Below are 445 nucleotides of genomic sequence, written 5' to 3'. Positions count from 1 at the left end.
ATCACCGCCTGCTTGATCTTCAGCGCGTCCATCAAGGCGATGAGGTCGCGGGCGAGCGCCGCCTGCTGGCCGTTTCGCGGCGTGCCTTCACTGAGGAAACGCGTTGTTCCGTAACCGCGCAGATAGGGCACGATCACGCGGCAGCCGGCCCCGGCGAGAATGGGGGCGACCTCGACATAACTATGGATGTCATAGGGCCAGCCATGCAGCAGCAGCACCGGCGGGCCGTCCGCGGGGCCGGCCTCGGCATAGCCGACCTCGAGAACGCCGGCCGTGATCCGCTTCAGCGGGGCAAACGAGGCCTGCGCGCGCTGCCCCGTGGCTGCCGCAGGGGCGGCGGGAGACGGGCTGGTCTGGGCGCGGGCGCCGCCGATCGCACCGAACGGGGCAAGTGCTGCGCCGAGCGCCAGGGTGCCGAGAAAACTCCTCCGGGGATGATCGATTT

1 protein-coding gene is annotated in these 445 nt (G+C 69.7%); it reads right to left on the bottom strand.

The features are described 5' to 3' along the window. Positions 1 to 445, bottom strand: a 445-nt coding sequence (locus AB4Y92_RS25855; protein ID WP_441822219.1) for an alpha/beta fold hydrolase, incomplete at both ends; no start/stop codon positions are given.

The organism is Lysobacter sp. TAB13, assembly GCF_052113885.1.
In the GTDB taxonomy this organism is placed as follows: Bacteria; Pseudomonadota; Gammaproteobacteria; order Xanthomonadales; family Xanthomonadaceae; genus Lysobacter; species Lysobacter gummosus.
The sequence above is the reverse complement of the archived record's forward strand: the minus strand, read 5'-3'. Positions and strand labels throughout refer to the sequence as shown.